This is a genomic window from Fervidicoccaceae archaeon, assembly GCA_038734945.1.
In the GTDB taxonomy this organism is placed as follows: domain Archaea; phylum Thermoproteota; class Thermoprotei_A; order Sulfolobales; family Fervidicoccaceae; genus ARK-14.
The window spans coordinates 278,353-303,194 of the sequence record JAVYOA010000002.1 but is presented as its reverse complement, the minus strand read 5'-3'; the positions used below and the strand labels follow the sequence as shown (position 1 = coordinate 303,194).

The window sequence follows — 24,842 nt, the reverse complement described above, 5'->3', positions numbered from 1 at the left end:
AGAAGGATGTCAGATCCAATAAAAAGGATATCTGGAATAAAGCTAAGTGTCCTTTCACCAGATGAGATAAGGAGAATGAGCAAAGTTCAGATAATAACTGCAGATACTTACGATGACGATGGTCTTCCAATACAGGGCGGAGTCATGGATCCCAGGCTTGGAGTAATAGAGCCTGGGCAGAAGTGCCCCGTTTGTGGAGGAACTATGCAAACATGTCCTGGACATTTTGGACACATAGAGCTGGCAAAGCCTGTCATTCATGTTGGATATGTTAAGTACATCCACGATTTGCTCAAGTCCACATGTTGGAAGTGCGGAAGAATACTGCTCAAAGACGAAGAAGCAAAGGAGTACCTGGATCTTCAGAGAAGACTGGAGAAGCATCTTCCTTTCCTTCTCCCAGCATTCCACGAGCATTTGAAGAGCAAGGCCTCAAAAACAGCAATATGTCCACATTGCGGAGCTCCGCAGAAGAAGATAAAGCTGGAGAGGCCGACAACGTTCTATGAGGAGGAGAGGGGGAGCTATAGGAAGCTAACTCCCGATGAAATAAGGAACAGGCTATCCAACATTCCAGATGATGATGTGAGGCTTCTTGGAATAGATCCGCAGGAATCGAGGCCGGAGTGGTTCGTTCTAACAGTCCTTCCTGTTCCACCGGTGCAGGTTAGACCAAGCATCATGCTTGAGACAGGAATTAGGGCTGAAGATGATTTAACCCACAAGCTCGTTGATATCATTAGGGCAAATCAGAGATTGAAGGAAAGCATGGATGCTGCTGCCCCGCCAATAGTGATAGATGATCTATGGGAACTTCTCCAGTACCACGTCACAACATACATAGACAATGAAGTTCCCGGAATCCCTCCAGCTAAGCACAGAACAGGGAGATCGCTGAAAACGCTTGCTCAGAGACTCAAGGGAAAGGAGGGAAGGTTCAGAGGCTATCTTTCAGGCAAGAGGGTTGATTTTTCCGCTAGAACAGTTATATCTCCTGATCCCAATCTTAGCATAAACGAGGTTGGCGTTCCGGAGGAAGCTGCAAAAATACTCACGATACCTGTTAGAGTCACGCCTTGGAACATAGATGAGCTGAGGAACTACGTGATAAATGGTCCATATAAGTGGCCCGGTGCCAACTACATTATAAGGCCGGACGGGAAGAGGATCGATTTAAGGTACTATAAAGATAGAAAGGCCCTTGCCAGCTCCCTAGCTCCGGGATACATAGTTGAAAGGCACTTGATAGATGGTGATATAGCGCTTTTCAACAGACAACCGAGCCTTCATAGAATGAGCATAATGGCACACATTGTTAAAGTTCTTCCCGGAAGAACCTTCCGTCTTAACCTCCTCGTATGTCCTCCATACAACGCCGATTTTGATGGAGATGAAATGAACCTCCACATCCCTCAGACAGAGGAAGCAAGAGCCGAAGCTAGAGAGCTCATGCTTGTTCAGAAGCACATTCTCTCCCCAAGATATGGAGGCCCCATAATAGGAGGGCTACAGGACTACATAAGCGGAGGATACCTGCTTACCAGTAAAGCAACAGTTCTTACTAAGGAGGACGTGATTGAGCTTTTGAGCGTTGCAGGATACACCGGAGAGCTTCCAGAGCCAACCATATATAGCCCGAGGGAGCTCTGGACAGGGAAGCAGCTTATCTCAATGTTCCTTCCAGAGGATTTCACCCTTAAAATGAAGTCCTCCGTGAATGCAGGAAAGCTGAAGTGCGAGGATGAAGATTGCCTCCACGATTCATACATAGTGATAAAGAATGGGAAAATGCTGACAGGTGTGATAGATAAGAAGAGCATTGGAGCACAGCAACCTGAGAGCCTATATCACTGGCTGGTCAAGGAGTATGGTGCTGACTTCGCGAGGGAAATTGCAGACAAGATGTTCAAGATGTTCATAAGGTACATTGAGAAATTCGGCTTCACAATGAGCCTGGACGATGTTGACATTCCACCAGAGGCCCAGAAGGAGATAAGGGAAATCCTGAGGAAGGCGGAAGAGGATGTTCAGAAAATAATAGAGCAGGCAGAGAGGGGCGAGCTGGAGCCGCTTCCGGGAAGGACTATAGAGGAAACGGTTGAAACAAAGATCATGGAGAGGCTGAGCAAGGCCAGAGATGATGCTGGTGAAATAGCGGCAAGCTATTTGGACATTTTCAACAATGCATTCATAATGGCGAGAACTGGAGCAAGAGGCAACATTCTCAACTTAACGCAGATGAGCGCCGCTTTAGGTCAGCAATCTATTAGAGGAGAGAGGATAAATAGAGGATATAGAGGGAGGCCTCTGCCGCATTTCAAGCAGAACGATCTCTCCCCATACGCGAGAGGATTCGTCTACAATAGTTTCAGATCAGGACTCAGCCCAATCGAGCTATTCTATCATGCTGCAGGAGGGAGAGAGGGATTGGTTGATACTGCAGTGAGAACAAGCCAAAGCGGATATATGCAGAGAAGGCTGATAAATGCACTTCTCGATGTCAGAATCGAATATGATGGCTCAGCAAGGCTTCCAGATGGAACTGTGGTTGAGTTTGCCTACGGAAACGATAAAGTTGATCCAGCAAAGAGCGATCACGGTAGAGCTGTCAACATTGACAGAATCATTGAAAGAGTCGTTGGATGGAGGGAGTAGACATGAGCGATGACATTGCAGCTTATATAAGAAAGAGAGCTAACAACGCTCTTCCAGAGAGGATTGTTAATGAGCTTGCAGAGAAGCTCAAGAGAAAAAGCCTGAGCAGTGAGGAGCTTGACAAGATAATTGATTTGACTGTGGAGACTTATTTGAGCAGCCTCGTGGAGCCAGGAGAGCCTATAGGAACAGTAACAGCGCAGAGCATAGGAGAGCCGGGAACCCAGATGACGCTGAGAACATTCCACTATGCTGGAGTCAGGGAATTGAACGTCACCCTCGGTCTTCCCAGATTGATAGAAATTGTTGATGCGAGAAAGACGCCATCCACTCCAATGATGGAAGTATACCTAGATGAGGCTCACAGATATGACAGAGAAAAGGCGAAGGAGGTTGCGAGGAGGATAGAATATACGAGGGTTGAAAACGTTGCAAGCCTAGTTGAGGCGGACCTCTATTCGGGAACAATAATTATAGAGCTTGACCCTGAGATGCTGGCTGACAAGGGCCTGAGCGTTGAGGACGTTCATAATGCTCTGAAGAAGATCAACATAGGTGATGTGGAGATAACTGGGGATTACAGAATAGAGATATCTCTGAAGGAAACTGGTGACCTCTCCTATATCTCAAAAAAGAGAGAAAGAGTTCTCAACACTAAGCTGAAGGGAATAGCTGGAATAAGGAGAGCGATAATACAGTCGAGGAAGGGTCCAGACGGAAGAGAGGAGTTTGTCATAATAACAGATGGCTCAAACCTAGCACAGGTTCTCAAGGTTCCGGGAGTTGATCCAAGGAGAACGAGGACAAACAGCGTTTATGAGACAGAGGAAGTTCTTGGAATAGAGGCAGCAAGAAGGGTCATAATAAGCGAGATCATGAACGTCCTCAGGGAGCAGGGATTGGATGTCGATGTTAGGCATGTCTTATTGGTGGCAGACATAATGACCCTGACAGGAAAAGTAAGACAGATAGGTAGGCATGGAGTATCTGGAGAGAAAACAAGCTTCCTTTCCAAGGCAGCATTTGAGATGACAACGAAACATTTATTTGAGGCATCTACACAGGGGAAGACCGATGAATTGAAGGGAGTAACGGAAAACGTTATAGTCGGACAGATAATTCCTGTAGGAACGGGGATGGTTGAGCTCTATATCAATGTGGGAGGAACCTCCTCCACAAAAAATGAGAATGAAAAGGTGAGCGGGAAATGAGCAGCTTGGAAAGTGAGCTTAAAAACGCTCTCAGAACCGGAAAGGTAATTCTTGGATCAAGGGAATCGATCTTGGCCATCAGACATGGGAAAGCTAAAATGATCATAGTTGCCTCCAATACAGATCCCTCGGTGAGAAAGGATGTGGAGTACTATGCTAGACTTTCCAACATACCCATATATGTATACGAGGGAACATCCGTAGAAATGGGAGGAATGCTCGGAAAGCCGTTTCCAGTACAAGTAGCAGCAGTAGTCGACCCTGGTGACTCAAAGATCCTGGAGTTCATTGAGAGCTAGCGGTGAAAGCTTTTATGCCGGAAATCAGACTAACGCCAGAGGAGCTCAGATATATAGCGCTGTTCCAGGATATTACAGGAGCAGTGGTAAAGGACTGCGTAATAGACAATGAAAACAATATGATAATTTTCGTAGTGAGAAAGGGCGATGTTGGAGCTGCCATTGGAAAAGGTGGCAGCAACATAAAGAAACTGAAGAAAATTTTTGGCAAGGACATAGAGATAATTGAGGACGGCTCATCCGTTGAAGAATTGGCAAAAAATGCTGTAGCCCCAGCGCGGGTGAAAGGAGTCAAAGTCATAGAGGGACCAAACAAGAAAGTAGTCTACATATCTGTGGAGCCAAGCGATAAAGGCATTGCCATAGGAAAGAATGGAAAGAACGTGACAAGGGCAAGGATAATTCTGAAGCGATATTTCGACATAACGAACGTGGTGATAGTCTAGTCTCGAGAAATTATAAAAACCGCTAAATTTGATGTAAATAGGGAAAAAGAAGAGGTGCTGTTGTTGCCCGGTAAGAAATCTCCTCTCGGCCTATATGCCGCGAGAACTCTCAGGAGAAAGAGACTTAGATTCAAATGGAGCCAGAGAGAGTTCAAGAGAAGGATGCTGGATCTCAAGAGAAAGACCGATCCGCTTGAGGGAGCTCCAAGGGCTAGAGGTATTGTTCTTGAGAAGGTAGGAGTAGAGTCAAGACAGCCCAACTCAGCGGTGAGAAAGTGCGTCAGAGTTCAGCTTGTGAAGAATGGGAAAGTGGTAACAGCATTCGTTCCAGGAGACGGTGGTCTGAACTTCATAGATGAGCACGACGAAGTGATCATTGAGGGCATAGGTGGTCCAAAGGGAAAGTCCATGGGAGATATTCCAGGAGTAAGATTCAAGGTAGTCATGGTAAATGGCGTCTCCCTTGACGCACTAATGAAGGGAAAGAAGCAGAAACCTGTAAGATGATCTCCTTATATTTTATTTCCAGCTTTTAAAAAAGAGCCTATTGTTGTTTAGAAAGAAGCTTTTCCAATACCTATTGATTATTTTGGTCTTTTCTTGAGCACCTTTTCTGAGACAAGAATATCCTTTCCAGTTATAATTGCAAGGAATATTGCGTGACTTGGAACAAACCTCCTTTCCAGAGCTACCCCTCCGTTCTTGAATATCACCTTTGCGCTGTAAAGCATTGTCTTCTCATCATACTCATCTATTATTATTGAGTCTATGTCTTCCTTCAGGAGATTTATTATATCCTCATGGGACCAGATCAGGTCAAACAGGGTGGCCCTTTCCGAAACTCTTATGTCTCCGGCAGGCCCTCCCTCTGCTATGTATTTGGCAATCTCGAGGGGGACATTGAAGAGCTCAAGCTCCTCTCCATTATCGAGAAACAGAACAATAACGGGAACGAGGGGTTCCTCGGAAGCGATGTATGTTTCAATGTACTTCGTTTTGTAAAGTACATCCCCCCTCTTTTCTTTAAGCTCACCCATCACTAAGCCCTCTTTCTTCTGAGAAGTTCCCAAATTACTCTTGAATATATTCAGGGGTTAAATAATCTGACCTTCCCTGCCCAAAAGAATAAGGTTTTCAGATGATGCTAAAAATTGTTTGAGCTCTATTACCTGGAGCTCAGAGCTATTCTCTCTATTTCTTCCTTCTTTGAGATAGCATAGCTTTTCGGATCGTTATTGGCAACAGCAATTATTTCATCTGCCAGGCACTCCTCTATAGGCTTTGGATTGTTGAAGGCGCAGTTCCTTGCTCCATCAGTTATGTGCCTGAGAGCCAGATCCACTCTTCTCTGGGGTGCAACATCGACAGCAACATGATATATTATTCCTCCATACATGATTCTAGTTGTTTCCTCTCGGGGAGCAGCGTTTTCTATAGCTCTCACCAGGACAGAAAGAGGATTCTGCTTTGTTCTCAGATATATTATATCGAATGCATTCTTCACGATGTTATATGCTAAGTGCTTTTTCCCCATATTTCTTCCATGCTTCATTAGATTGTTTATGAGTCTCTCTGTTATTGGAACCCTTGACTTTCCGAATCTGTCATGCTCATGTCTTCCTCCTGTGTGAGGGAGGAATACAGGCCTCAGGCAAATATACTTCTTCAGGCTTGGATCCCTCACATCAATATTCTCATATGTCCACTTGCCAAAGAGCTTTATCTCTCTAGAGTAGATTCGTTGTTCCTCCACCCTTAATTCACCAGCAGCTCTCAAAGCATGTAAGTATTCTGAATGCATAGAGGGTTTTAAATGTTTGGAGATTAAAAGTCTTGATGTTGTTCTTTCCTCTAACCAAGAGCGAAAATAAATATAAATCTTAAAAAAGCTTATAATTCTCCCAAAACATTGAGTTAAGCGGTTGCATAAAAAAGATATAATGAGGATGATGTCAAATGAGCGAAAAACCGCACCTGAATTTGGTAGTAATAGGGCACATCGATCACGGAAAGAGCACAACAGTAGGGCACATTCTATATAGGCTCGGATTCATCGATCCAAAGAAGATGGCAGAGCTCGAGGCAGAGGCTCAGAAGAGGGGAAAGGAGTCATTCAAGTATGCTTGGTTGCTCGATAACTTGAAGGAGGAGAGAGATAGAGGAGTAACAATAGATCTGTCCTTCATGAAGTTCGAGACCAAGAAGTATTACTTCACGATAATTGATGCTCCGGGACACAGGGACTTCGTGAAGAACATGATAACCGGAGCAAGCCAAGCTGATGCTGCTATATTGGTAGTTTCTGCGAGAAAGGGAGAATTTGAGGCTGGAATGAGCCCAGAAGGGCAAACAAGGGAGCACCTCTTGCTAGCTAAGACGATGGGGATTGATCAGATAATAGTGGCAGTTAACAAGATGGACGCCACTGAGCCGCCATACAGCCAGGAGAGGTTCAAGCAAGTCGTTGATGTGATGACCAAGTTCATGAAGGGACTCGGCTACGACACCTCAAAGATTCCATTCATACCAATATCAGGATGGATAGGAGATAACCTGATAGAGAGGAGCCCTAATCTCCCATGGTACAACGGACCTACATTGGTTGAGGCTCTCGACAACCTCCAGATCCCTCCAAAGCCTGTTGACAAGCCGCTCAGAATACCCATACAGGCTGTATATGCCATAAGCGGAATTGGAACAGTTCCTGTAGGAAGAGTGGAGACTGGAGTGCTCAAGAAAGGAGACAGAGTGGTCTTCATGCCTCCAGCCATAGTTGGAGAGGTCAGAAGCATAGAAATGCACCACACACAAATAGAGAAGGCTGAGCCTGGAGACAACATAGGATTCAACGTTAGGGGAGTGACGAAGACGGATATAAAGAGAGGAGATGTTGCAGGACACATCACGAATCCTCCTACCGTTGCAAAGGAATTCACTGCAAGAGTGTTCATTTATCAGCATCCCAGCGCTATAACTAAGGGATATACCCCGGTAATACATGCACATACAGCGAGCATCTCAGCAAAGATTGTTGAGATTGTGAGCAAGCTGGATCCGAGGACTGGAAAAGAGGCAGAGAAGAATCCACAGATGATAAAGACAGGTGATTCAGCTATAGTGAAGTTCGCGCCGATAAAGCAAATGGTAATAGAGAAGTTCAGCGAATTCCCACAGCTGGGAAGATTCGCAATGAGAGATATGGGGAAGACAATTGGAATTGGAATTGTGATCGATGTAGTGCCCGAGCAAGTCCAGATAAAGGGATGAAGTTCATAAGAGGGATTTTTTGAAAAAGTTAATGATTGAGGAGATAGAAAGTGCCAACAATTGCCAGAATAAGGCTGTGGAGCAATAACGTGGAGAGCCTAGAGAAGGTAACCCAGCAGATAAAGGCAATAGCAGAGAAAGGTGGAGTTAGGCTTAGGGGACCTGTGCCTCTACCAACAAAGAGGCTAGTAGTTCCTGTCCTTAGGCTTCCTCACGGTGAAGGATCAAAGCATTATGAGCACTGGGAAATGAGAATACACAAGAGACTCATAGACATAGCGAGTGACGAGAGAATAATGAGGCAAATAATGAGAGTGAGAGTTCCAGAGGACGTATATATAGAAATTGAGCTTATTTAGAGCAGCTCTTTTTACCTTAGCTCACATATTTTTCTCCCATTCCTCAATGATCCTCACAACCTCATCGATTTTTTTCTCCTCAGTCAGAAGACAAACCTTCTGCTCCTCAAAGCAAATGTAAGGATAAGGAGCATAGAGTCCTCTTTCTCCAACTATCAGAAGTGGTAGATTCTCAAAACCAACACTCTCTCTGAGCTGTTTTATGAGGTTTTCAGCGAAATACTTTCCCCTATCCCAGTCCATCAACTGAAGATCATAGTGAAGAGGATATATTAGGGGGATAGGAACGCTTCCAAGGTCATATATTCTCTCCACAGCAGAAATGAGCTTTGAAATTCCCAGCTCAGGCATTCTTGCAACTATTATGCTGATCTTTTTCAAAATAAACACCTTCTAAATATTGCTCGTCTTCCTTTATTTTCCTGAAAGATTTAACTATTTTCAAAAAATATGTATAGATGATTTATATTTGACTAACAATATAACATATCATAGTGATGCCATATGGCTATAACTACATATGAAGAAGAGGTTCAGCTGAGAATTCTCACAGGAAGAGAAGTGGGAAAGCTAATAGGAAGAATGGGGATAAGCAAGCTTGCAGCAGTAAGCGTAAGCAACTTGATTTGCAACGTTCTCTCCTCATCTGCTATAGCTGCTTTTACTGAGAGGGGGGGAGTAGCATACAATTTCATAGTTGAGCCAGATAAAAATGATAGAGAAATAGCAGAGAGAGTTGCGAAGTTCAATCCAGATGCAATCCTATTGCTATATGGGGGAGAGCTGCCAGTTGAAGATCTGAAAAGATCTCTGAAGAGCTTTTTGAGAGCCCTTGCGGAAACAAATCTCAAAGCCAAGCTGTTCTTCCATGTAAGAGCATTCTTGGCTGGAGCTGTCGAGCATTCTTTAAAAGATGAAGTTGTGAGGAGATATCTCGAGGAGAACGAGCTCTATGTATATACAGCTGATCTTGATAGAGGGATAATGCTGATGAATAAAATAAATGTGGATGGAGAGAAGCTGAATTTAATTCCAATGCTCTATTCTTCGCTTAGCTTCGAACACACATCACTTCTCAACAGAAGCCTAGCTGGAAGAGATGTTACCTTTTCAAAGAAATGATTTTTTGAAAACTTTAGTTGCTGCAAGTCAGCAATTTTTATGAGAATTGGATTCGATTTCTCCAGTTTCTTCTCTAGGTCTCTGTAGGGCTTGCTGGCATGTTTTATTTCTTCTCCACAGCCTAGCAGTACCCATTACCACTCTGCATGAAAGTCATGGAAATTTTTCTAGCCAAATAAGCACTGCCCCCATTTATCCTAGAGAGATAAGTTTTCAGCTGTAAGAAATGCCGCCGGGGGGACTTGAACCCCCGACAGCCCGGTCTTCAGCTTCGCCGGATGCTGGGAAGGCCAACATCCTCGGGCGCTCTCCCAGCTGAGCTACGGCGGCATCAAGAAACAGAGTGTTTTTCAAAATTATAAAGCTTATCCATGTGGAAGGGAAATGCTAAGGGGTTCGGAGTTTTATCCTGGATCTGAAGAAGCTCTCAGCCTCATTGGGGAAAAGGCAGTAGGAGAGAACATCCTCTTTTGTGTATGTGCCCAAGATCCTCCTTACCTTTTCTTCACAATCCCGCAAATTCATCTTTTTATCAATGGATTCCTCCTGGGGGGCAATGATTTTCTTTATTTCAGGTTCTATTGTTCCTGGTGGCTTGCCGTATTTTCCATGAACATAGGCTTTCAGCTCCTCTACTACGAGATTGTACCTTTCCCCAGATATCACGTTCAGAACAGCCTGTGCTGCTACCATCTGAGATATTGGCGTAACTAATGGAGGCCATCCGAGCTCTTTTCTTATCCTCGGCACCTCCTCCAAGACCTCATCGAGCTTATCCAGCTGTCCCATTTCCCTCAATTGATATATCAAGTTAGAGATCATACCTCCCGGAATTTGGTGCACGAGGGCCTGAGGATTGGGAACCTGGAGCCGCTGATCGAATTCCTTCGAGTATTTCGATTGTATGATATCTCTCAGCATGGAGAAAGCATCGTTTATTGCCGAGAGGTTTATTTCCTCCCTCATTTCCCTAGGCAGTATGAAGTACACGCTCTGGATTGCTGGCTGAGCAGCACCATAGGCGAGAGGATACACGCTTGTATCTATGTAATCCGCTCCCGCTTGAACAGCAGCGAAGTATGTAGCAGTTGATAGACCCATAGAATCGTGTGTGTGGACATTTATAGGTATTCTCAGCTCTTTTCTTATTCTCCTAATTAGCTCCTGAGCAGTGATGGGATCCAGCAGTCCTGCCATGTCCTTTATTGTAATTATATCTACTTCGAGGGAAGCAACCTTTTCTGCCAAGTTCACATAGTAATCCACAGTATGAATTGGACTAATTGAGTAAGTAAGTGTTCCTTGAACAATGGCTCCAATCTTTTTTGCTTCCTTTATGGGCAATTTCATGTTGTCAATATCGTTCAAGGCATCAAATATCCTGAAAATGTCTATTCCATTTCTATAGCTTGCATCCACGAACTCCTTGACAACATCTTCGGGATAGGGCTCATAGCCAACGAGGGACATTCCCCTCAGGAGCATCTGCTTCTTTGTCTTCTTCATAACGTCACTAATTGCCCTCAATCTGAGCCAGGGATCTTCATTCAGGTATCTAAGATCTGCATCAAAAGTTGCCCCTCCCCAGATTTCAAGGCTGAAAAATCCTGCTGAATCTAGCTTTTCAGCCAGCTTCCTGGCATCATCGATTCTCAGCCTCGTTGCCATCAGAGACTGGTGAGCATCTCTCAAGGTAGTATCGATTATTTTCACCATGGAGCTCGCCTTTTTCCATACAAAACCTTTTTAAATTGTAAAGAAGTTTAAAAATTTTCATTATTAATTTAAATAAAGGTGATAGAATTGAGTGACGAGGAGCCGTATGCTCCTTTTGTGGACACCAGCTATGTTCCAGACCCAAAGAACGACGTAATAGCTGTGTTCAAGGTAAAGCCAGCAGAAGGATTCACTCCTGAAGAGGCTGCTGGGGGATTAGCAGCAGAGAGCAGTGTGGGAACATGGACCACCCTGTATGTCTGGTACGATGAATCAAGAGTTGACAGACTCAAAGGAAGGGCCTTTTCTTTCAAGAAAATTGATGGCGGATACTATTATGTTAAAGTGGCATATCCTCTTGAACTATTTGAACAAGGCAACCTACCTGCATTTCTGGCATCTGTTGCTGGGAACATATTTGGCATGAAGAGGATAAGTTCACTGAGACTTGAGGATCTATACCTCCCCCAGCAATTTATTTCTTGGTTCAAGGGACCAGGAAAAGGAATTCTGGGAGTTAGAGAAGCTCTCGGTATAAAGGATAGGCCGATCGTGGGAACAGTCCCCAAACCAAAGGTTGGATATTCGCCAGAGGAAGTAGGCAAACTAGCATATGAGCTATTAGTCGGAGGCATGGATTTTGTGAAGGATGATGAGAACCTTGCTAGTCCAAGCTTCTGCTCTTTTCAGAGAAGAGCTGAGGCTATAATGAGAGCCATAGAAAGAGCTGAGAGTGAAACAGGAGAGCGCAAGACTTGGCTTGCCAATATCACATCAGATATAAGGGAGATGGAAAAAAGAATGAAGCTTGTAGCTGACTTGGGAAATCCCCATATAATGGTAGATGTTGTAGTTTCTGGATGGTCCTCTCTTACATATGTGAGAGATTTGGCTGAGGAACTTAACCTTGCAATTCATGCACATAGAGCTATGCATGCCGCTTTCACGAGAAATCCAGATCATGGAATCTCGATGTTTACCCTTGCTAAGCTTTATAGGCTCATAGGGATGGACCAGCTTCACATAGGGACTCCCGGTGTTGGGAAGCTGGATGCTAAGGCAATCGATGTTATCAGAATGGCAAAACTCCTAAGAGAGGAGAAATACGTCCCGGAAAATGGAGAGTATGAGCACTTAGAGCAGAACTTCTACAGCATAAAACCGGCTTTCCCAGTATCCTCGGGAGGTCTCCATCCCGGGACACTTCCTGAAGTTATGAGAAGGCTTGGGAACGATATTGTAATACAAATAGGCGGAGGTACAATAGGTCATCCAGATGGTCCAGCAGCAGGAGCAAGAGCAGTGAGACAAGCAATGGAAGCTGCAATGAGCGGAATCCCGCTTCAGGAATATGCGAGAGAGAAGAAGGAGCTTAGAAGAGCACTGGAGAAGTGGGGAACAGGAGCCCATATCTGATTTTTAAAAAAACATTTTTTTAGAAATAAAAACCTTTTATTAGGAAAAGGTGGAGAAATTGATTGCCCTTATACTTGCTGGTGGATATGGAAAGCGGCTTAGACCGTATACAGACACGCTTCCTAAGCCAATGATAGAAGTGGGAGGAAAGCCCATACTAGAGTGGCAGATTGAGTGGTTAAAGAGCCACGGATTTAGAAATTTCATTTTACTCATAGGACATTTAGGAAGCAAAATACAGGAGTACTTTGGAGATGGCAGAGAGTGGGGTGTATCAATAAAATATTCAGCAGAAGATCGTCCGTTGGGGACAGCTGGGGCTGTGAAGAGGGCAGAAAAGCTGATAGCAGAAGAGGAGTTTCTGCTCGTAAATGGCGACATTATAACAAACTTGAATCCTCTGGAGCTTAAAGAGGAAATGGATGAAAATATTCTGGGGGTTATCTCCCTATCTCCCCTCAAGAGCCCCTTTGGAATTGTTGAAGTCAATGAAAGAGGATTCATAGTTAATTTCAGAGAGAAACCTATTATAGAGGGAATCTGGATCAATGCAGGAGTTATATATTTCAGCAGAAGCGCTCTGAAATATTTTCCAGAACTGGGTAACTACGAAACAGAAGTTCTGCCTAGATTGGCAGAAGAGAAGAAATTAAAGGGCAAAAAATACAATAGTATCTATTGGAAAAGCATTGATAGCCATAAGGACTTGGAGGAAGCAGACGAAGCTTTGAGGAAGGGTGAAGTAAAATATTGAGCCGGGGTGCCCGAGCGGACTAAGGGGCTGGCCTGGAGACAGAGCTGGTGAGCCAGTTCCCCATTGGGGGAGCGCGGGTTCAAATCCCGCCCCCGGCGCCTAAAAAAGCAAAATTTTTAGCAAAAATTTTATTAAATTTTTATATTCTTACACAATTTAAAATTAAAAAAGGGAAGCCAAGATGAGCGAAGAATTCTTCTCGCCAGCATTCGAAGAAAGAGAAGGGATGAGGAGATACAGAGCATATCTTGCTGGAAGATGGATCTTTGGAAAGAATGAGCAGAAAATATATTCTCCAATAGATGGAAGTGTAGTAGGAACTGTTCCAAGGCTCACATATGAGGAAGTCGAGCCCTACATAAAGGAACTGCATGAGAGCGGTAGGTGGAAGATAAGAAATACTCCAGGATATAAGAGGATGAAATATCTCGAGAAAATGGCTGAGCTCATCGAGGAGCACAAAAACATATTCATAGATTCTCTCATAATAGGAGCAGGAAAAACTAGGGAGCAGGCTAGCGGGGAGGTAAATGCGAGCATTGAGAGGCTGAGGAGGTCAGAGCTGGATCTCAGAAAGATGTATGGTGACTATATACCAGGCGATTGGGACCAGTCCACATTGGAAACTGAGAGCATTGTAAGGAAAGAGCCCTATGGGATTGTCCTTGCAATTTCTCCGTTCAACTATCCTTTGTTCGATACAGTAGCTAAATTCACGTACAGCGCAATAGCAGGAAATGCTGTAATAATAAAGCCTCCAACACAGGTTCCAGTTCCCTCCATTCTCTTTGCGAGGGTGGCTGAGGCTTCAGGCTTTCCAAGAGAATCTTTAATGGTAATAACCGTTCCAGGAAGTGAGATGGATGGAATTGTAGCTGATAGTAGAATTGGAGTAATAAGCTTAACTGGAAGCAGTGAGACTGGGAAAAGAGTTCTGAAGGTTGGAGGAATTAAGCAGTACTTGATGGAGCTAGGCGGAGGGGATCCAGCTATAGTTCTTCCAGATGCAGAGATAGATGATGCTGCGAGGCTAATAGCAGCCGGCATATACAGCTATGCTGGACAGAGATGCGATGCTATTAAAATGATAATCTCTCACACCTCCATATTTGAACAGCTGAAAAATAAGATAGTGGAGAACCTTTCAAAGGTGAAGATAGGAGATCCCAGGGATCCCAGCGTAACAATGGGGCCTCTAATTTCTGCTGAAGCAGTTGAGGATATGATGAGAGGGATTGAGGATGCAGTTCAAAAGGGAGGGAGGATCCTCTATGGGGGAAAAAGGCTGGGCGGAAACTATGTGGAACCCACATTAATAGAAATAAGCGATAAAAGCAAGCTAAATGATATTCTCCTCTACAAGGAGGAAATTTTTGCGCCAGTAGCAATCATATTTGAATATGAAAACGATGATGAGGCAATAAGGCTAGCTAACAACAGACGCTTTGGATTAGATGCATCAATTTTTGGAAAGGATATAAACAGAATTAGAAAGCTGATAAGATATCTTGAATATGGAGCAATTTATGTCAATGATATACCAAGGCATGGAATAGGGTATTATCCGTATGGCGGGAGAAAGGAGAGTGGCATTGGAAGAGAGAGTATAGCCTACAGCATTGAGGAAGTTATGGCAGTCAAGACAATCATATACAGCTATAGAGGAAGAAGAGTCTTTGAGTATCTAATATAAATAAAAAGTCATTTTTTCTTCTTTCTTTCTTTCCTCTCCTTTTCCTTCACCTTTTTTTCGGCCTTTGTCTTGTATATGTTCTCTAGCTCCTTTGAAGATAGCTTTCCCTCATACGCTTCTTCTATCTTCTCTATTATATCTACCATTACCTTCATATCTTCAGGAGTAACTTCCAGTTCTTCTTCTGCCTCGCTTTCTGCTGCGCGCTCCGTCTCCTCCACAATTTCCTGTGTGCTTTCCTCCTCCACTTCCTCCTCCTCACTCAAAGCTATCACTCCTTCCAAGAAGCCGTGACAATGTTTCTTTATTTTATAGGGGAATAAAAAGTTTGAGGAATGAGAAGTTTTATTTTTATTTCTAAAAAATTAATTTTTCTTTTTAGTTTTATTTTTTTAAAAATTATAAAATATTATAAATTTTTATTATTATTGAATCAACAGCGGAAAATCATGCGATTTTCATTTATAATAAATTATTTACACTAATAAAGCGAGGTGAAAATTTGCCAGTAAAATTAGTGAGGGTTACACCAAAAGTGGAAAGATATCCAGAATACGAAGAGCTTGATTGGGTAATAGCACATGGACTGGGCGTGGACCATACAGCAGACATGACATCCTTCTCGCAGACTCTAGCGCAAGCAGGATCGGTGAAAGGAATAGAAACGTATTACTACATGAGGTATGACGACAGCCCCGAGCGAAACTACATTCCAATGATATTCTACACAGTTTTCGGAAAGCCAAAGGTCCCTGTTCTTCTGCACGAGGAGGTTGAGCCAGTTGGAGAGCTCTTTAACGTGATAGCAGTATTCAGCTCCAGCCTGCTATTGCAAAAGACTTCGCAGAGAGCCCTTCTTTTTGATGGAGCCAAGAAGGATGCAGTTCTCCTTGTGAACACATCAATATCTCCAGATGATGTAGTGAGATTGGTGAAGAAGTACAACTTGGCGCAGGACTGGTTCGGAAAAGTTGTAACAATAAGCGCAGCCAAGATAGATTCAGCAATTGCCTATCCGATGCTTGGAGCCTTGGCAAGAGCCTGGGATAGGGTGGACCTCGATTCCTTGCTCAGCGCACTTGATGTTCTAGGAAAGGAGAAAAAGAAGGAATCGGTAAGGAAGGGATATGAAGCTGCTTCTGTCAAGGAGGTTCATGTTCTTGCTGAAGAAACAGAGATGGCCAGGAAGATAAAGAGGGAAATCGAGCTCCCAGAGTTCACTGGTGAGTTCTGGAATCCAGAAGTATACTATGCTTATCAGAAGGCTGCCGCTGAGGCTCAAACATATCCTTCAAGGCTTGCTGCTATGCCGAGATGGGAAGTTCTCGCTCCTGGACTGATAGAGTTTGGTCCCCAACCTGGAAAGAGGAACTTAGGCTTCACAACACCATGGAGATGGCAGAGGCCAATCATAGATATGAACAAGTGCACTGACTGCAAGCTATGCCACTACTACTGCCCAGATGGTGCAATAGACTTTGCCCCCATCAAGGTCGACTATGAGTACTGCAAGGGATGTGGAACCTGCGCAACAGTGTGCCCGGTCAAAGCAATAACGATGGTGTCCGAACTAGAATACCTCGAGGGCCTCAAGGATGAGGAGGTCCTCAGAAGATTCGAACAGAGGGAGTATGGATTCTGAGGTGATATGAATGTCCGCAATTAAACCTATGCCCCCAATTACAATTGAAAAACCGAAAGCAAAGGTATGGAATGGAGCCAGAGCAATAGCAGAGGCAGTGAAAATTGCTGATGTCGATGTAATAGCAGCCTATCCGATCAGGCCTTATACGGGAATAATGAATGCACTAGCATCTATGATTGCAAACGGAGAGTTCACTGCTGATATCATAGTTGCTGATTCAGAGCACAGCCAGTTCGAGATAGTGAAGCATGCATCAGCAGTTGGTGCCAGGGTCTTCGCTGGAAGTAGCGGAGTAGGACTGGCATTTGCTGCTGAAGCTATAATTGTCACGGCACTCAGTCAACTTCCTGTGGTGGCTGCTATAGGAACAAGAGCACTTGACGATCCAGGTAACTTCGGAATGGAGTGGTCTGATGCTCTGATGTTCAGAGACTTCGGATGGCTAATATCCTGGGCAAAGACTGTGCAGGAAGCCTCGGATATGACCTTGGTCGCATACAGGGTTGCTGAGGACAGAAGAGTGCTGCTGCCTCACTTCATTGCCCTAGATGGAGCAGCTATAACTCATGTTGCTACACCAGTAGTTCCAGTTACAAAGGAGCAGGCCACGAACTTCTTGCCACCTTACAGACCTCCGTACAAGCTAGATCCAGCAGAGGGACCAATAACCAAGGCTCAGCATATAGCACCATCTCTAATTGGACCAGAGCAGAGAAAAGCAGTGGATGTTGCTACTAAGAGAGCAAAGCAGGTAATCGTGGAGGCCTGGAAGGACTTCGCTAAATACACTGGTAGAGAATATCCACCATTCATTGAGACGACTGGAATGGAGGATGCTGAATTCGCTTTGGTAAGCATGGGAGCGTATATGAAGGACATAGAGCTAGTTGCTGATAGGCTGAGAAAGAAGGGAATGAAGATTGGAACTGTCAGGCTAAGATATGTAAGACCATTCCCAGCTGAGGAGCTGCTGAAGGTCCTCGATGGTGTGAAAGCTGCAGGAGTGATCGAGTTCGGCTACTCGTTTGGCTCACCATTCGGTACAGGATCCCTCTATCATGAAGTTGCAACTACATTGTACGAAGCAGGATCAAAACCTGAGCTCCTTGACTTCCTATTCCTCGGAGGGAGGGAACCAACTGTGGAGCACTTCACTCAAGTAGCTGAGAAGGTGATGGAATCTGCTCACAAGAAACCTCAGAAGAAAGCATATTGGCTCACTCTAAGGGGTGAAGATATATGAGCAGCCAGGTCGCATTCAGAAGTGTGAAGGAAATTCCTGGAGTGGACTATTACACAGCAGGGAGAAGAACCTGTGCAGGGTGTGGGCCAGCTCTAGGATACAGATTGATATCGAAAGCAGCAGGACCTAATACCATATTTATTGGACCAACAGGATGCATGTATGTAGCCAATGCCCACCAATTCCTTACTTCACCATACTCGGTTCCATGGCATCACACGCAGCTTGGAGGAGGAGGAGCAGCAGCAATAGGAGTAGCATCAGCTCTCAGAACTCTGATGCTGAAGGGAAAGAGAAAGCTTGAGGACATAAACGTTGTTGTAATGGGTGGAGACGGTGCTATGGCAGACATAGGCTTCTCTGGTCTATCAATGGGTCTGTCATACGACTATCAGAGACTGCTATATGTAGTATATGACAATGAGGCATATATGAACACAGGAGTACAGGCATCGAGCACAACTCCATGGGGAGCAACAACAACATTCACACCAGCAGGAAAAGTCAAGCCTATCGGCAATACAAGGCTTAAGAAGAACATGGCTCTCGTAGCAGCAGCACATCCAAAGGTGAAGTATGTAGCTACGGCAACGCTGTGGCCCCCCCTTGATCTAATGAACAAAGTTCAAAGGGCATTGAACTCAGGAGGTCCCTCGTTGATACATGTGTTGTTGCCATGCCCCAAGGGATGGTTCTCATCCCCTGCTGATACCGTGAATCTATCGAGGCTGGCAATTGAGACGGGAATGTGGGCTCTGTGGGAGCAGATCGAGGGTCACTTCAAGCTGAACTATAGACCAAAGCCGAGGAAGCACGTGAGGGAATATCTCACTCTGCAGGGAAGATTCAGCCATCTGAAGGAAGAGGATATGGATAAGCTGGACAAGATGATAGAGGAGGAATGGGTATTCTGGGAAGAATCCGCTAAGGTGGGACGATTAGTTGTACCATATTAATATTTTTTTCCCACTCCATTATAATAGAAATTTTTTAATAGAGAATATAACTAACAAAAATTTCATGGGTGATTTTCTTTGGATGTAACCAAGTATAAGCAAAGATGGGTTGTGTTGGTTGGAGCAGTAATAGTGATGATGTTCATTAGCATATATCAATATTCCTGGTCGCTCTTTGCCTCCGGTCTGAACACGGATCTGAAGTGGTCGATGACCACAATTCAAGTTGCCTTCACACTTTATACTTATGCTGCTACATTTGTCCAGCCCTTCTCTGGTTATTTTGCTGATAAGATTGGCCCAAGAAATATAGCAATATTGGCTGGACTGCTTGTTTCCCTGGGCTTTCTCCTATGCTCTACAATAACCTCTCCCATTCAGCTGTATATTTACTACACAATTGGCTCAATTGGGGTAGGCATGCTCTATGGGATGTCAGCAGCAACAGCAGTGAAGTGGTTCCCTGACAGAAGAGGACTGGCAACTGGAATTGTAACCTTCGGCTTCGGTGCTGGAACAGCAATATTCAACTTACCCTTCCAGGCATGGATTACTAACTATGGAACAAAAACCGCCTTTCTATATGTTGGAATTCTGATGTTGATATTCATATTGCCTTTTACATTCTTCTACAAGTACCCTGAGTTCGTACAGCAGCAACAGCAGAAGCAGCAAAAGACGGAGGAAAAGAAGGAAGAAAAGAAAGAGGAGAAGAAGGAGGATACAGTGAACTGGAAATGGTATGAAATGCTAAAGACCCCACAGTGGTGGCTGATCTACATTTCTTTCACAATAGTAGCAGCAATCGCTCTACTGTTTGGTGCGCAAGTGAAACCTATGGCTAAGGAGAACAAGATTCCCGCAACAATATTGAACTTTGTCTTGGTAGCATATCCTCTGGCAAATGGATTTAGCAGAATACTTGGAGGATGGATCTCCGATTATATTGGGAGGCAACTCACTGCAACTCTATTCTATGCTCTAGCTGGAGTTTTCATGATAGCTCTTGGTCTAACGGCCACCAATCCAACCGGGTTTGCTGCCTTCGTAGTTCTCGCAATGCTATTTGCAGGGGCAGTCTTCGCTTTCAATCCAGCATTTATAGGGGACTTCTACGGTCCAAGATATGCTACCACCAACTATGGTATAACTTACACAGCAAAGAGCTGGGGAGGGCTTATTTCAGGATACATAACAGCATGGCTGCTTGTTACCTTTGGAACATACACATACTCTATAATTGGCCTTGGCATTGGAGCTTTGATAGCAGCAGTACTCGTTAATCCATGGATTCTAAAGAAGCCGAAGAAAAAAGCAGCAGCTATTCCTACTCCTCCTGCCCAGCCAACACAGCCCGCACAAAAATAATTTTTTTTAACTCCCTCTTCTGAAGGATTTTCACTTTTTTAGGACAGGGAAAAAAAACATAGTTCTTAGAAATGAGCTTTCAGATGAGTAAAGTCAGGACTATGGAAGCTTTTCCAGCATCTTTAGGGAGACTTCGATGAACTTCTTTTCCCTCTCATTTGCATCTACATTTATGTTAAGAATTCTTCTCATCTTTGAGTCATCGAGCTGCCATCTTCCTTCTAGAAATCCTGGTCCATTCCATTCGCCTCTAGTTTCAACAATTTCTGACCTAGAGCCCACTCTCTCTGCTATTTTCCTTAGCACTTCACTCCATTCAAAAAAGAAGCTCACAGCATTGAATATCTTTCCATTCGCTTCTTCTGTTTCTAGTGCCTTTTCTGCTGCCAGAGAAAGATCGGGAGCATAGACTATGCTTCCCCCTGCTCCGGCAGGGACCTCGATCCTTTCTCCTTTCTTGATTTTTGCCAAAATTTCTCTGTATGTTTTTCCAGGAGCTCTCTCATCATTGAAGCTCCACCAAATCCTGAAGATGGTCAAAGGAAGATGCTTATAAGCGTGGTAATGCAAGAGAAGCTTCTCCGTATATAGCTTCAATAGTGCATGGAGAGGGGCCCTTGATTCCTCCACATTCAAAGGATGCTCCTCAGCAATAGGAATGGAAACAGGCTTTCCATAGATAACTGAGCTGCTGTAGAAAACAAACCTTCGGGAGCCAGAGCTCAGAGCGAACTCCGCTAGTGACAGAGTTCCTAGAAGATTCTCGTTGATGCTTCTTTTAACATCTTCGGTAAAATCCCAGGCTGAGTGAATTATTAGGTCAGTCTTTCCAATAGAATTTCCAAAATTCTCTATGTTTTTTATAGAATCGGAAATTATCTCAACATTTTCGCTCAAAATTTGATTCTGATTTGCTGCTGGATCTAACAATATTACTTTATGCCCCTTTTTCGCGAAGTGCTTTGCTGCTTCATATCCAAGAAAGCCAGCACCTCCAGCTATTAGAACTTTCATTTTTCTCACCTGAAAATGTGCTTGTTTTTACAATGGACTCAGATTAATATTCTGAAAAATGAAAATAAAAATTCGATGCTGCTATTGCTTCGAAAAAATTCCAAAAATTCAGAGGTTCGGAAAGGTGCTTAAGAGCTCGGAAGTCTTCAGAGACCTGCATCCAAAACTACAGGCAGTTCTCGAAAAATACGGATACATTAAACCAACTCCGATTCAGGAGAAGTCAATACCACTGATACTCATGGGAAAGAGCGTAATAATATCAGCTCCAACTGGTAGCGGAAAAACCGAAGCAGCGCTTTTCCCAATATTCTCTATGATGGTTGAACAGAACAGCTGGAAAGGGAATCCATTGATGGTCTATATAACGCCAATGAGGGCCCTGAATAGAGATATCTATGTTAGAATGAGGGAGATATCAAATGAAATGGGTCTGAGAAGCATTGTCAGGCACGGGGATTCATCGAGGAAGGAGAGGAGGGAATTCACTGAAGGGAAGCATCACTGGTTCATAACAACTCCAGAGAGCTTTTCCATTATAGTAACTCACAGAGCCTTCAAAAACATCATTTCCGATATAAGATGGGTAGTCATAGACGAGGTCCATGAACTGATTGAGAATGAAAGGGGAGCAATGCTTTCGGTAGTTCTCGAGAGACTGAGGAAAAAAATTGGCTCTTTTCAGCTCGTTGCTATTTCTGCAACTATATCAAAGTTCAATACAGTGAAAAAGCTCCTTTCTTGTTCAGAATGTGCAGAGATAAAGGAGAACGAAATGAAGAAAATGATAATCGATGTACGCTCCATCCCCTTTGAAGAAAATGAGAGTGAAGACATCAACTACAAAGTGATTAAGGAGCTTAGAAAAATAATGGAGCAGAAAAAAAGCACAATATTATTCACAAACACTAGGGATACAGCCGAATTTCTATCCTACAAATTCAGGGAGCTGGGCTACAAGGATGTGGAAGTTCATCATGGAAGCCTATCAGCTAGCGTTCGTACTGAAGCTGAAAAGAAGCTGAAGGAAGGATCGCTGAAGGGCATAATAGCTACATCCAGCCTAGAGCTGGGAATTGATATAGGGGCAGTTGACCAAATAATTCAATTTAATTCACCTCGCCAGGTTCTTCGCTTGATACAGAGAATTGGAAGGAGCGGGCACAGACTGGGATCGATATCTAGAGGAACTATATTCTCTATTCATGATATAACAGATATGCTTGAATCCGTTGTTATAGCTAGAAGGGCATTTGAAGGAAAGTACGAGGATCTGAATATAGTATGGGAGCCCCTAGATGTTGCACTTCATCAGGCAGTTGGTATGGTCCTGGCTGGTGATGCTAGGAGAGAGGAGGAGATTCTGGAAGTGCTGAGAAAGGCATATCCTTTCAAAGATCTTTCTGGAGAAAAGCTCAATGAAATTTTGAATTTTGCCTCGAACATAGGTTTGTTGAAAATAAGTGAGAATGGAGAAATCCTTCCAGGCTATAGGTCAAGGGAGTATTACTACTCAACTAACATGATAGCAGATACGAGAAAGGTACCTGTAATGACAGTAAATAACGAGCTTGTTGGTTCTCTCGATGCTGAGTTTGTTTTCTCTGAGCTCGAGAACGATAGAACTTTCATACTCAGAGGAAGAGAATGGAAGGTTCTCAGCATCGAAGATGATAGAATTATTGTGGAGGAAGTGGAAGAGCATAAGGGATTGCCCCCCTCATGGACGGGAGATCTAATTCCTGTATCAAGGAATGTGGCACGTGAAGCTATTTCCCTTCTAAGAAGGATATGCTATGGGGAACCTTTCGAAAAAATTAGAGCAGAGTACAGATCTCTAACCTCTACGGTATACGAAAACATCATGCGCGTTTGTGGAGAGCAGCAAAAAAGAGGCTTTATCCTACCTCATCCTGATCATCTCGTTGTGGAAAAAGGGGAAGATGAATCTTTGACAGTAATCCATGTTCCTCTGGGCACTAAGGGAAACTTCACACTAGCACTAATTCTCGGAAAGTATATTTTATCACGAATGGGAGGAGGGGTATCTATAAAGAGCGATCCTTATAAGCTATTCATAGAGAAATCTTCATTATTGAGGACCGAGAATCTCGAGGATAGCATATATGGCCTTGCTTCCCAGAAAGAATATGAGCTTGATGAGATGCTGAGGAGTGCCATAAAGGAATCCAATGCATTCCGATATAGGATGATTCTCGTTGCTAGAAAAATGGGTGCGCTTGGGGAAAACTATAGCATTAAGGACTCAAAGAAGATTCTGAGATATTACAAAGATACTGTTGTGGGAGAGGAGGCTCTGAGAGAGATAATGTTCGAAAAAACAGATATGGAAGTCGTTCTCAAGCTTCTCAGAGGGATAAGAGAGGGATGGATAAAGATAATCAAGCAGCCTGTAAGAGGACTTAGCCCCTATACGCTTCATAGTATAAGAGGAGAAAATCCAATTTCCTATGCAGCAGAAGGGATACCGAGAGAGCTTGCTTTGAAGACTCTGGAGATGAGGATAATGGAGAAGGAGGTAATAATGAAGTGCCTCAGCTGCGGATATGAATGGAGGTCCAAGATAAAGGATCTACCCATGATAATAGAGTGTGGAAAGTGCCGCTCCAGGGCAGTAGTACCAATTCCTCCAGGAAACTTGGAATTTCTGACTGCAGTGAGGGAAGGATTGAACAAGAAAAAACTCGATGGAAAGAAAAAGGAATATTTCGATGAAGCTGTAAAGAGAGCAAAGCTTGTAATAAATTATGGGAAAAATGCGGTGATTGCACTTGCTCCATACGGAGTTGGCCCTAGGTCAGCATCGAGAGCCCTCTCAAAACTCAAGCTCGGATGGAAGAATTTCATTGAAGCCCTCTATGATGAGGAAAAGAACTATATTAAAAACAGGAAGTATTGGGACCAATAGACTAGCATGATTTTCCTATATTTTCATCCCGATTGGTGAGCTCTCATATTCCTTCTTCTTCCTCTCGTACTCATCTCTACTGGAAATAATCCTTGCTGGAATACCGGCAACAACGACGTTGGGAGGAACATCCTTGGTCACAACTGCTCCTGATGCAACAACAGATCCTCTTCCTATCCTAACACCTGCTATGATTGTGGAGTTAGCTCCTATAGCAACATCGTCTTCAACCACAACCCCTATCCATTTTGTACTTACAGGATATTTGTCATTCGTAAATACAACTCTTGGCCCAAGAAAGACGTTTCTTCCTATGATTGTCAGAGGAGGAATATAAACGCCTGTTTCAATTCTTGCCCTTTCTCCAATTTTAACTCTACCATCGATGACCGTGTCAGTTCCTACTATGCTATTATCACCTATCTCTGTGTCTTCTCTTATCAAAACTCTGTGTCCTGTCTCAACTCTGTTGCCAATCTTAACTCTTTCATAGATAACAGAGAAGCTTCTGATTAAGCATTCTTCTCCTACATAGCTTCCATCCGTCTCAAAATCGAAAATATTGCCTGCCTGCATGTCCTTTATTCTCCTTCTTACTGGGTATCCTACAATCACATCGGAATCTACATAGCTTCTCGCCCCAATTGTTGATTTTCCAATTATTACTGCATTTTCCTTTATGATAGCTCCAGCTCCAATTTTAGCTAGTGGAGAAATTCTTCTATGATGCTCTGAGCTCATGAATATGC

Annotated in this window: 23 protein-coding genes and 2 tRNA genes; 17 read left to right on the top strand and 8 right to left on the bottom strand. The window is 43.7% G+C overall.

Annotation, left to right across the window (positions count from 1 at the left end):
• Nucleotides 1-6 precede the first annotated feature (6 nt).
• The 5 genes from rpoA1 to QXR92_02955 all read left to right on the top strand — a co-directional run bounded on the left by rpoA1 (nt 7) and on the right by QXR92_02955 (nt 5,118).
• A complete protein-coding gene (gene rpoA1, locus QXR92_02975; protein ID MEM0318972.1) occupies nt 7-2,655 on the top strand; it encodes a DNA-directed RNA polymerase subunit A' in 2,649 nt (882 codons plus the stop codon).
• Nucleotides 2,643-3,866: a DNA-directed RNA polymerase subunit A'' gene (gene rpoA2, locus QXR92_02970; GenBank protein MEM0318971.1), complete on the top strand. Its 1,224-nt coding sequence runs from the start codon at nt 2,643-2,645 to the stop codon at nt 3,864-3,866. The genes rpoA1 and rpoA2 overlap by 13 nt, the downstream gene beginning before the upstream one ends.
• A complete protein-coding gene (locus tag QXR92_02965) occupies nt 3,863-4,165 on the top strand; it encodes a 50S ribosomal protein L30e (GenBank protein ID MEM0318970.1) in 303 nt (100 codons plus the stop codon). The genes rpoA2 and QXR92_02965 overlap by 4 nt, the downstream gene beginning before the upstream one ends.
• A 14-nt stretch (nt 4,166-4,179) precedes the next feature.
• A complete protein-coding gene (locus QXR92_02960; GenBank protein ID MEM0318969.1) occupies nt 4,180-4,611 on the top strand; it encodes a NusA-like transcription termination signal-binding factor in 432 nt (143 codons plus the stop codon).
• Between the two features lie 63 nt (nt 4,612-4,674).
• Nucleotides 4,675-5,118 (top strand): 30S ribosomal protein S12, encoded by a 444-nt coding sequence (locus tag QXR92_02955; GenBank protein ID MEM0318968.1) that lies wholly within the window; start codon nt 4,675-4,677, stop codon nt 5,116-5,118.
• Between the two features lie 77 nt (nt 5,119-5,195).
• Here QXR92_02955 and QXR92_02950 read toward each other — a convergent pair whose 3' ends face one another.
• Nucleotides 5,196-5,648 carry a DUF151 domain-containing protein gene (locus QXR92_02950; GenBank protein ID MEM0318967.1) on the bottom strand — a complete coding sequence of 151 codons (453 nt, stop codon included), beginning with the start codon at nt 5,646-5,648 and terminating at the stop codon, nt 5,196-5,198.
• Between the two features lie 128 nt (nt 5,649-5,776).
• Entirely contained in the window at nt 5,777-6,364 is a 588-nt protein-coding gene (locus tag QXR92_02945) for a 30S ribosomal protein S7 (GenBank protein MEM0318966.1), read from the bottom strand.
• Nucleotides 6,365-6,567: 203 nt separating this feature from the next.
• On the opposite strand from QXR92_02945, the gene tuf reads away from it, so the two are divergent.
• Complete coding sequence (gene tuf / locus QXR92_02940; GenBank protein MEM0318965.1) at nt 6,568-7,878, top strand: translation elongation factor EF-1 subunit alpha; 1,311 nt, start codon at nt 6,568-6,570, stop codon at nt 7,876-7,878.
• A gap of 50 nt (nt 7,879-7,928) precedes the next feature.
• Nucleotides 7,929-8,237, top strand: coding sequence for a 30S ribosomal protein S10 (rpsJ, locus tag QXR92_02935; GenBank protein ID MEM0318964.1), 309 nt, complete (start codon nt 7,929-7,931; stop codon nt 8,235-8,237).
• A gap of 21 nt (nt 8,238-8,258) precedes the next feature.
• Here rpsJ and QXR92_02930 read toward each other — a convergent pair whose 3' ends face one another.
• On the bottom strand, nt 8,259-8,618 hold the full coding sequence (locus QXR92_02930) for a hypothetical protein (GenBank protein ID MEM0318963.1): 360 nt from the start codon (nt 8,616-8,618) through the stop codon (nt 8,259-8,261).
• 123 nt (nt 8,619-8,741) lie between these two features.
• Here QXR92_02930 and QXR92_02925 point away from each other — a divergent pair, with 123 nt between their 5' ends.
• Nucleotides 8,742-9,359: a hypothetical protein gene (locus tag QXR92_02925; protein ID MEM0318962.1), complete on the top strand. Its 618-nt coding sequence runs from the start codon at nt 8,742-8,744 to the stop codon at nt 9,357-9,359.
• A gap of 227 nt (nt 9,360-9,586) precedes the next feature.
• Here QXR92_02925 and QXR92_02920 read toward each other — a convergent pair.
• Both QXR92_02920 and QXR92_02915 read right to left on the bottom strand, forming a co-directional pair.
• Nucleotides 9,587-9,689 (bottom strand) — tRNA-Phe (locus tag QXR92_02920).
• A 57-nt stretch (nt 9,690-9,746) separates the two neighbouring features.
• Nucleotides 9,747-11,075 (bottom strand): pyruvate carboxylase subunit B, encoded by a 1,329-nt coding sequence (locus QXR92_02915; GenBank protein ID MEM0318961.1) that lies wholly within the window; start codon nt 11,073-11,075, stop codon nt 9,747-9,749.
• Between the two features lie 87 nt (nt 11,076-11,162).
• On the opposite strand from QXR92_02915, the gene rbcL reads away from it, so the two are divergent.
• The 4 genes from rbcL (at nt 11,163) to gapN (ending at nt 14,938) form a co-directional block, all read left to right on the top strand.
• Nucleotides 11,163-12,491, top strand: a complete 1,329-nt coding sequence (rbcL, locus tag QXR92_02910) for a type III ribulose-bisphosphate carboxylase (GenBank protein ID MEM0318960.1) — start codon at nt 11,163-11,165, stop codon at nt 12,489-12,491.
• 49 nt (nt 12,492-12,540) lie between these two features.
• On the top strand, nt 12,541-13,245 hold the full coding sequence (locus tag QXR92_02905) for a nucleotidyltransferase family protein (GenBank protein MEM0318959.1): 705 nt from the start codon (nt 12,541-12,543) through the stop codon (nt 13,243-13,245).
• A tRNA-Ser gene (locus tag QXR92_02900) sits at nt 13,246-13,343 on the top strand. It begins immediately after the preceding gene.
• An 83-nt stretch (nt 13,344-13,426) separates the two neighbouring features.
• Nucleotides 13,427-14,938: an NADP-dependent glyceraldehyde-3-phosphate dehydrogenase gene (gene gapN, locus QXR92_02895; protein ID MEM0318958.1), complete on the top strand. Its 1,512-nt coding sequence runs from the start codon at nt 13,427-13,429 to the stop codon at nt 14,936-14,938.
• Nucleotides 14,939-14,946: 8 nt separating this feature from the next.
• Here the strand turns inward: gapN and QXR92_02890 are convergent, their stop codons facing one another.
• Nucleotides 14,947-15,204, bottom strand: a complete 258-nt coding sequence (locus QXR92_02890; protein ID MEM0318957.1) for a hypothetical protein — start codon at nt 15,202-15,204, stop codon at nt 14,947-14,949.
• A gap of 236 nt (nt 15,205-15,440) precedes the next feature.
• On the opposite strand from QXR92_02890, the gene QXR92_02885 reads away from it, so the two are divergent.
• The 4 genes from QXR92_02885 (at nt 15,441) to QXR92_02870 (ending at nt 20,150) form a co-directional block, all read left to right on the top strand.
• Nucleotides 15,441-16,580: a 4Fe-4S binding protein gene (locus QXR92_02885; GenBank protein ID MEM0318956.1), complete on the top strand. Its 1,140-nt coding sequence runs from the start codon at nt 15,441-15,443 to the stop codon at nt 16,578-16,580.
• Between the two features lie 10 nt (nt 16,581-16,590).
• The gene (locus tag QXR92_02880) at nt 16,591-17,826 is read left to right on the top strand and encodes a hypothetical protein (protein MEM0318955.1); all 1,236 of its coding nucleotides are present in this window, start codon (nt 16,591-16,593) and stop codon (nt 17,824-17,826) included.
• Nucleotides 17,823-18,782: a thiamine pyrophosphate-dependent enzyme gene (locus tag QXR92_02875; protein MEM0318954.1), complete on the top strand. Its 960-nt coding sequence runs from the start codon at nt 17,823-17,825 to the stop codon at nt 18,780-18,782. The genes QXR92_02880 and QXR92_02875 overlap by 4 nt, the downstream gene beginning before the upstream one ends.
• Nucleotides 18,783-18,860: 78 nt before the next feature.
• On the top strand, nt 18,861-20,150 hold the full coding sequence (locus tag QXR92_02870; protein ID MEM0318953.1) for an OFA family MFS transporter: 1,290 nt from the start codon (nt 18,861-18,863) through the stop codon (nt 20,148-20,150).
• A gap of 99 nt (nt 20,151-20,249) precedes the next feature.
• Here QXR92_02870 and QXR92_02865 read toward each other — a convergent pair whose 3' ends face one another.
• Complete coding sequence (locus tag QXR92_02865; GenBank protein MEM0318952.1) at nt 20,250-21,164, bottom strand: NAD(P)-dependent oxidoreductase; 915 nt, start codon at nt 21,162-21,164, stop codon at nt 20,250-20,252.
• A 124-nt stretch (nt 21,165-21,288) separates the two neighbouring features.
• Here QXR92_02865 and QXR92_02860 point away from each other — a divergent pair, with 124 nt between their 5' ends.
• The gene (locus QXR92_02860) at nt 21,289-24,093 is read left to right on the top strand and encodes a DEAD/DEAH box helicase (protein MEM0318951.1); all 2,805 of its coding nucleotides are present in this window, start codon (nt 21,289-21,291) and stop codon (nt 24,091-24,093) included.
• A 15-nt stretch (nt 24,094-24,108) separates the two neighbouring features.
• Here the strand turns inward: QXR92_02860 and QXR92_02855 are convergent, their stop codons facing one another.
• The gene (locus tag QXR92_02855; GenBank protein MEM0318950.1) at nt 24,109-24,834 is read right to left on the bottom strand and encodes a DapH/DapD/GlmU-related protein; all 726 of its coding nucleotides are present in this window, start codon (nt 24,832-24,834) and stop codon (nt 24,109-24,111) included.
• Nucleotides 24,835-24,842: the final 8 nt, after the last annotated feature.